Below are 6,589 nucleotides of genomic sequence, written 5' to 3'. Positions count from 1 at the left end.
GGCATTTCTGGACGTGTGTGTTGGGTAGCTCGAAGCCAAGCATTTTTGAGGATATTATGTCTTGTTTGGATTTTCTGAAAAAGTAACAACAAATTACTTACCGAGCGATTGGGGTATAATTCTGTCCAAACTTCTGCATTTTTGGCTTTTTTCAAACCAAAATAGGTCAACATATTTCTACAGATTATCCAGTGTCCCTGCGAGTTGGGATGCACACCATCAGAAGCGAATGTAGCATCTGGGTGTTTCTTTTTAGCTTCTTCTAAAGCCAATTTAGCTTTTTTATAATCCGTAGTTAAACCGTAAAAATATTTATAAATTGTTTTATCTTTTTGAATGGTAACTCCCTTTAAGCCTTTAAAATTAGCCGGAATGGTCTCTATTTTTTTACCACTTGCCGAAATTTGAACTTTAAACTCAATAGCTGAATTTTCTTTTTCGTTAGTTTCTTTAGTGTCTTCAGTGGTATTTGTTTTATCCTTTTTTACTTCGGTTGCTGTATTCTCATTTTTCTTAGGCAAATTGGTATCTGCATGAAAGTAATCTTTTTTATAATTAATGATTGCAGTGGCAATTGCCTCAGCTAGTTTTTCTTGTCCTTGCTCAGAGTTTAAAAAAGCCCCTTCTACTTTATTAGATACAAACCCCATTTCAATTAAAATTCGGGGCATAGCTATTTTTCTTAACACTAAAAAACCTGCTTGCTTAACTCCTCTATTTTTATTTGAAGTGAACTTGGTAAACGCTTGTTGTACTTTTCCAGCTATTTCAATACTTTGCTGTAAATTTTCTTCTTGTAAAATGGAAATACCAATAACCGATTCTGGTTTTTTAGGATCAAAACCATCATATTTAATTTTGTAATTACTTTCTAAAGTAACCACCGCATTTTCTTTTTTGGCAACCTCTAAATTGGAAGCACTTCTTGTAATCCCCATCACATACGTTTCATTCCCTGCTGCGGCTTGATTAGGATTAGCGTTACAATGCATAGAGATAAACAAATGTCCTTTAGATTTGTTGGCAATATTAGCACGCTCGTCTAATTCTACAAAAACATCCGTACTTCTTGTAAAAACAACTTCTACATCTGGCTCCTCTTTAAGAATATTCCCGACTTTTAAAGCTGTTTTTAAAGCAATATTTTTCTCTATATTTCCATGATAGGTAGCACCATAATCTTTACCTCCATGACCAGCATCCAATACTACTTTAAACTTTTTATTTTGAGCCCAACTTCCAATGGAACCTACAAAAAATACAATAAAAAAAAATAATTTCCGATTCATTTTATATTATTTATCCTCAACAATAAAAGCTGAAGTATACCCTTTAGCTTTAGCCTCTGCTACTAATTTTTTACATGCTTCTTTAGTACTACCTGCACCATAATAATATTTATAGCCCGTAGCTTCTTCAGTCAAAGTAATATTAGACAATCCTTTAAAATTAGAAGGAATAAGTTCTATTTTCTTTGCACTGAAACTAATTTGTACTTTGTATTTTTTCTCTGTGCTCACCTTAGTTGTATCAACCACAACATTGTAATTGGGGTCATCCTTAATGGTTACCAATTCAGGTTTAGGTTCTTCTACAATAACAGGGGTTACTATTTTAGGTTCAAACAATGGCGTATTTGTTTCAAACAATTGGTTTTTATATTTGAGAATAGCCAGCGCGATAACTTGTGCAAAATTATGTCTCCCTTCTTTTGAATTGATATATTTAGATTCTTTTAAGTTAGATAAAAAACCTAATTCAATCAAAACACCAGGCATTACAGTAGCATCAAGTACCCACAAAGGCTGTTGATGCATTCCTAAATCTTTTCTTTGCATGGTATTTCTAAATTGATTTTGAACTTCGCTAGCAAAAGCAATACTCTGCAACAAGGTTTCTTCTTGTAGAATTTTTAGTCCAATTTGAGTACTAGGATTATTAGGATCAAATCCTTTGTAATTTTTCTTGTAATCGTCTTCTTGAAAAATTACCGCATTTTCAGTTTTAGCAATTTCAAAATTTAGATTGGAACGAGACAATCCCATCACTAAAGTCATCGAACCTGAGGGATTGGGCGATGTAGATGAATTGCAGTGTACAGAAACAAATAGATTAGCTTCAAAATCATTTGCTATTTTGGCTCTATCTTTTAATGGAATAAACACATCCGTTTTTCTAGTATATTTAATATTGAAATCAGGATACTTTTCCAAAAGTTGTCCCACTTGCAAGACCACATCAAGGGCTATTTCTTTTTCAATGCAACCATTTTTCTGAGCACCAGGGTCTTTACCTCCATGACCCGCATCTAAAACCAACTTAAATTTTCTATCTTGTGCCTCAGATAGCATAGATAATAATATAGTGACAATTACTAGGAATTTCTTCATCTTTAAAAATTAGTTATAATTTTACTAAATAGATAAAATTTAACGAAAAATATACGTAAGTTTGACACCGCAAAAATCAAACCACTTTTACAAAAATAGTATATAAAGATTTGAGTACAAAGTTAATTCATATCGTTTTTTTTATTTTTTTTCTAAGTATTGGAAATTCAATTGTTTATTCCCAAAATGAAAAAAAAACAGACTCCATTAAGCTCTCGCCTACTACCCTTTTTAAAGCCAACGATTCCATCAAAAAAGATTCTGTAAAAAAGAAAAAAGTTTTCATAGAAGGCATTGTTAAAAGAAAAGCGAAAGATTATGAAAGACTGGATCAGCGAAAAAAACAATTAACACTCTACAATCAAGCTGAATTATATTACCAAGACTACGAAATCAAATCAGGAATTATTGTACTTGATTATGAAAAAAATGAAATCTATGCTGGTCGTTTAAAAGACAGTACGGGCAAATACACCCAATACCCCTATTTTAAACAAGGTGAAACGGTGATTGAGCCTGATTCTATTCGATACAATACGAAAACAGGTAAAGCTAAAATTTGGAAATCTAAAACCAAACAAGGCGAAATGTTTATTAATGCTGAAATTTCTAAAAGAGAAAATGATTCGATTATTTTCTTCAAGAAAGCAAAATTTACTACATCTGACAACATTGAAGATCCTGAATATTATTTTTTAGCCTACAAATCTAAATTTGTTCCCAAAAAGAAGTTTGTAACCGGATTGACCCATATGTATATTTACAATGTACCTACACCTATTGGCGTTCCTTTTGCTTTTTTCCCCATGTCAGATAAAAACACATCGGGTGTAATCATTCCCACTCCGGGACAAAGCAACGACAGGGGGTATTTTTTACAAAACGGTGGGTATTACTTTGCTTTGAGCGACTATTATGATTTAGCTATATTAGGTGATTATTACACAAATGGTAGTTATGCATTACGGGCAGAATCTATGTATGCTAAAAAGTATAAATTCAATGGATCTGTTCAATTCAGGTATGAAAATCAAGTATTCGGTGAAAAAGGCTTCCCTAATTATTCAAAAACTAATTTATATAATATTCAGTGGTCGCATAGTCAAGATGCCAAAGCATCGGCTAACTCTCGATTTGCTGCCTCGGTCAATTTTGGTAGTAGTAAATATTTTAGACAATCCATCAATATTATAAATGTAGGGTCGAATTTGAATAACACCATGAGTTCGTCTGTTAGTTATTCGAAGACCTTTCCAACTGTCCCATTGATTAATTTTTCAATGGCGATGACTCACAATCAAAATACCAATACCAGAGTTGTTAACTTGACTTTACCAACTTTTACTGCCAGTGTGGATCGTATATTCCCGTTTGCTAAAGAAGATGGAATTAAAAAAGGAGTCTTTGAAAATATTAATTTTCAATATACCATAAAAGGAGATAATCGAATCAACACAACCGAAGACTTACTTTTCAAATCTGGAATGTTTAAAGAGGCTTTATCTGGTATTTCTCACTCCATTCCAATCAATACCAATTTTAAAATTTTTAACTTTTTTAGTGTTTCAACAGGGGTAAATTATACAGAAAGCTGGGTATTTAACACCTTCGATAAATATTACAACCCAACCACTAACAAAGTAGAATCCGTTCGTAATAATGGTTTTGATTCCTATCGTACGTATGGATTTAGTACGGGTATTGGAACAACCGTATATGGAACTTATACTTTTAAAGAAACTAATAAAATTCAGGCTATTCGTCACATCATGAGACCTAATATTAGTTATGGATACACGCCAAGCTTTAAACAATATTATGATACTTATGTTGATCCTAGTGGTAATTCGATTAATTACAGTAGATTTGATGGTACGTTATTAGGTGCCCCTAGCTTCCAAATGGCTAATTCTATTGGATTTTCATTAGACAACTCGCTTGAAGCTAAAGTTAGAGATGATGAAAACCCTAAAGGAGAAAGTAAAAAAATATTTTTACTGAATCAGTTCAACTTCTCTACCAGCTATAACTTTGCGGCAACATCTTATAAATTATCGCCGATTCGTTTTAATGGAGGTACACAATTATTTGAAAACAAATTAGGATTGAATTTTGGCGCTATCTTCGACCCTTATGATTTAAATGAAGAGGGCAATCGCATTGACGAATATAGCATTAATAATGGTAATGGATTAGTTCGAATGACTAGTGCTAATATTTCCCTAAACTACAATTTATCAAGTAGGGATTTTGGCGCTGACAAGGATAAGAAAAAAGACAAAGCCAAAGAACAAAACATACAAAATGGTGGACGTGAAGACGACTTATTTGGTCGTGGTGCCGACTTGAGTAATAGCAATCAAACCTTATTTGAAAAAAGTAACAAGTCTACCCAAAAAGAATTATACCAATTTCAAATTCCATGGGATTTAAGAGTTGCCTATTCCCTTACTTACTCTAATGATCGTAAAGAGAGAGAAATTACCACCAATTCATTGATGTTATCCGGAAATATTGATTTAGCAGTGAAATGGAAAATGGGGTTTTCTTCGGGGTATGATTTTGCTAGAAAAGGGTTAAGTTATACGCAATTGCGCTTTGAACGAGATTTAGAGAGCTGGCGTATGAGTTTTAGTATTGTTCCTGTTGGTATTTACAATTATTGGAATTTCTTTATTGGAATTAAGTCCTCTATGTTAAAAGACATTAAATGGGAAAAACGTAAACTTCCTGATCCAAACCTAAGATAGATATTTAGTATGAAAAAAATTATTTTTACAGAAAAATCACCAGCCCCTATTGGTCCTTACAATCAAGCCATTTTAGTGGGTGATACCCTTTACACCTCTGGTCAAATTGCCATTGATCCCGCTACGAATGAATTGGTTTTAGACAATATTGAAGCAGAAACAAAAGTAGTCATGGAAAATCTTAAAGCGATTTTAGAGGCGGCTGATTTGACTTTTGAGCACGCTATAAAAGCTACTATTTTCATTAGCGATATGGCCAATTTTGCTAGAATAAACAGTGTTTATGGTAGCTATTTTGATGTAGCCACAGCTCCTGCTCGTGAAACAGTGCAAGTAGCTTGTTTACCTAAAAATGTAAATGTGGAGATTTCTTTAGTGGCTCAACGTTTTTAAGCTGTTGAAAAATCCTTTTACTTATAGGGAGAGGGTCACCTCTCCCCTTTTTTTATAGTACATCGCCATTTATTTCTACTCCCAAAAGGAATAGTTAAATAGACTTTGTCAAGATCTTGAAATCATGTGGTTAAAACAACTGTCATACTCTTATTTCAATTCTTCAAAAATATAACGTTCTTCATAGGGAATCTCAAATTTATCTAAAATCATTACATATTCTTCTTTGAAAGTTGATTTAGTATGATGTTTCTCTTGATTCTTAATATAATTGTATACAGCATCTATTTGGGAATGACTATAAGAAAACACCCCATACCCTTCTTGCCATTCAAAACGATTTAGTAAAAAGCGATTATCATTGATATATTTAGATGATTTCGCCTTAACTGTTTTCATCAATTCAGAAATAGAAACTGACGGTTTTAAACCAATAAAACAATGCACATGATCTTCCACTCCATTCACAATGATGGTTTTGCATCCTGTTTCATTAATTAAATTACCCATCACAGCAAACACTTCCTTTCTCCATGCTTGATCTAAAACTGCTGCTCTATACTTAACCGCAAAAACAACTTGAATATAAACTTGATAATAGGTATTTGCCATTTGTATTTATGTTTTTTATGTTTTTATTTTGCTACGGATTAAAACCCATTCTATCTCATTTTACGCAACGGGTAAAATCCATTCGACCTTTTTAATGCAACGGATTAAAATCCATTGCTACATTATAGGTCGTCCCTACGGAACTTACACGTTGCATAACGCATTATTTTTATTTAAACGCAATGTTTACGTACCAGAGCCATAGGCTCGGCCCATTTTGTAAGGCTGTACTTTAGTCCAGTCGATATCAACACAACGTCACACACTAGAGCCGTAGGCTCGACACATATCATAAGGCTAGACTTTAGTCCAGTCGACACAACACCAACAACATCACTTTACCAGCACCATTGGATTAAAATCCAACGCCATGACATTGACCGTCCCTACGGGACTACTACGCAACATCTCGTACACATTACAATAGATTAAAATCCATTGCTA

General features: G+C 33.3%; 5 protein-coding genes. 2 read left to right on the top strand and 3 right to left on the bottom strand.

Annotated elements, in window-relative coordinates:
• Positions 1-1,289, bottom strand: a 1,289-nt coding sequence (locus QZ824_RS10155; RefSeq protein ID WP_291275906.1) for an N-acetylmuramoyl-L-alanine amidase, incomplete at its 3' end; no start/stop codon positions are given.
• A gap of 6 nt (positions 1,290-1,295) precedes the next feature.
• A complete protein-coding gene (locus QZ824_RS10150) occupies positions 1,296-2,390 on the bottom strand; it encodes an N-acetylmuramoyl-L-alanine amidase (RefSeq protein WP_291275905.1) in 1,095 nt (364 codons plus the stop codon).
• 110 nt (positions 2,391-2,500) lie between these two features.
• Between QZ824_RS10150 and QZ824_RS10145 the strand changes: the two genes are divergently transcribed.
• Both QZ824_RS10145 and QZ824_RS10140 read left to right on the top strand, forming a co-directional pair.
• Complete coding sequence (locus tag QZ824_RS10145; protein ID WP_291275904.1) at positions 2,501-5,140, top strand: putative LPS assembly protein LptD; 2,640 nt, start codon at positions 2,501-2,503, stop codon at positions 5,138-5,140.
• 9 nt (positions 5,141-5,149) lie between these two features.
• Positions 5,150-5,533, top strand: a complete 384-nt coding sequence (locus QZ824_RS10140; RefSeq protein ID WP_291275903.1) for a Rid family detoxifying hydrolase — start codon at positions 5,150-5,152, stop codon at positions 5,531-5,533.
• 150 nt (positions 5,534-5,683) lie between these two features.
• On the opposite strand, the gene tnpA is transcribed toward QZ824_RS10140, so the two are convergent.
• Positions 5,684-6,145, bottom strand: coding sequence for an IS200/IS605 family transposase (gene tnpA / locus QZ824_RS10135; protein WP_291275902.1), 462 nt, complete (start codon positions 6,143-6,145; stop codon positions 5,684-5,686).
• Positions 6,146-6,589 lie beyond the last annotated feature (444 nt).

The sequence above is a fragment of the Flavobacterium sp. genome (assembly GCF_021151785.1).
Lineage (GTDB): Bacteria > Bacteroidota > Bacteroidia > Flavobacteriales > Flavobacteriaceae > Flavobacterium.
Note: the sequence above shows the minus strand (reverse complement) of the source record. Positions and strands in the feature narration are given on the sequence as shown.